Genomic DNA, 1688 nt, shown 5'->3' with positions numbered 1-1688 from the left:
GTAGCTGTTGCACAACTCTTGGGTAAAGGGGCTCTTCATTGCTTACTTCCGTTCACTTCTTGTTTTCTCTCTCAGTATCATAGGCAAAAAGCCGCAGGAAAGCGGATTCAAGAGGTCTGGGCAGGGCCATGACGGCTGATTGGCTTGTTTTAGGCGCAAAGCGCAGCAGTTTCCTCAGGTTGTAGGCCGCCGCGGCCAGCAGCATTCCCTTCTGGGCCTGTTGGATGCCCCTGGTGTTGATTTTCCGCAGGCCCATATAGTTGACAAGCGTACCCAGCACCGGCTCCACGGTGGCCTGCCTGAGGCTCTTCATCCTTCGCCCATAGCGACTCTTTACCCTGGCAGTCACCCGCTCATATTCTTCCCGGTAGTAAGTGATCTCCACCTTCTTTTCGTAGCTTTTGCCAATGCAACTTTCGTGCATGGGGCAGCCCTTGCAGTCTCTGCGGGTGGTGAAGTAGATTTTCTTTTTGATGTTGCCCTTCGGCTCCACCTTCACCTTTCTGAACGTGGCCTTCTTTCCCTGCGGGCAGAGCCAGCAGTCCTCCTCTTTGTCATAGCTGAAGCCCTCGGGCCCTCCCTTGTAGGTGCCGTGCGGCGGGATGAAGGCTGTGATTGCCTGCCCTTCCAGCAAAGCGTAGTTCTCGCCCGATGAGTAGCCCGCATCCGCCAAGACAGTGCTGCAGCTTAGCCTCAGGCTTTGCAGTCTGTGGGTGAGGCCATCGAGCAACTTCGGCAGGCACTGGTTGTCTTTCCTGTCGGCAAACTCCGCCTGCACATGGGTGATCACATGGCGGCTGGTGTCCACGGCCACCTGCGCCAGGTAGCAGAGCTTGCGGGCCTTGCCCGGCTTGACGGCGATGCGCGCGTCCGGGTCCACGGGCGAGTAGTGCGTCTTGTTGGAGGTGTACTTGCTGCCTTTGTTGTGGGCTCCCGGCCTAAGGTCCTGCTCCAGGCTCCACTTCCTGTTGCGTGCTCTTATTTCCTGCAACTCGTCAGCGCTGGCCGTGATGGTCTGCTGCCCCACAGTAGCCCTGTTTTCCTTGGCCCTGCGGTCGGCGCGGCTGATGGCCCTGACCCGCCCCAGGTGCGCGTCGAGCGTTTCCCGGGGTACCTTCAGCTCCAAGGAGTCCATCGAGGCGTTGGCCTTCACCAGGGCTGAGTCCACCACTTGGGTGTGGCCGGCCACCATGCCCGCCTCCACGCATAGGGAGAGCACGCGGGTGAAGACTTCCTCGAAGAGGGCTTCAGGCAAAAGCCGGCGAGTACGCGAGACGGTGGAGTGCCAGGGCAAGGGCTCATCCAGTTGGTAATCCAAAAAGTAAAGCAAGTCTAGGCGCAGGCCGCAGTGCTCGATCAGCCTGCGGTCCGAGATGATGTTCTCCAGGTAGCCCACCAGGCAGAGCTTGAAGAACACCACCGGGTCGATGGATTGCTGGCCGCACTGCCCGTAGTAGGGCGCGGTCAGCCCGTAGAGGAACGAAAGGTCGAGCCTGTCCTTGAGCCGCCGGTAGAAGTTCCGCTCCGGCACGTGCGCCGACAGGGAGAAGCGCAGCTCCTTCTCGTCGGCAAAGTGCTTCCTGCCCTGCATCGGTAAAAAGATTTTGGTGGAACATCCTTTTACGGCTATATTCAGACAGTTGTGCAACATGCACAAGGTGCATAAACCATGCTACGGCCGACGGCCT

General features: G+C 59.1%; 1 protein-coding gene. It reads right to left on the bottom strand.

Translation table 11 applies throughout. The annotated features are described in order from the left end of the window. Positions 1 to 52: 52 nt before the first annotated feature. A complete protein-coding gene (locus tag ACY0JR_RS21160) occupies positions 53 to 1651 on the bottom strand; it encodes an IS1182 family transposase (RefSeq protein WP_462636162.1) in 1599 nt (532 codons plus the stop codon). Positions 1652 to 1688 lie beyond the last annotated feature (37 nt).

This window comes from Rufibacter sp. JT3400010, from assembly GCF_054956755.1.
Note: the sequence above shows the minus strand (reverse complement) of the source record. Positions and strands in the feature narration are given on the sequence as shown.

What these genes read in the sequence shown, in the direction of transcription:
- ACY0JR_RS21160 (WP_462636162.1), bottom strand. Translation starts at nt 1,651, where the DNA reads ATGTTGCACAACTGTCTGAATATAGCCGTAAAAGGATGTTCCACCAAA.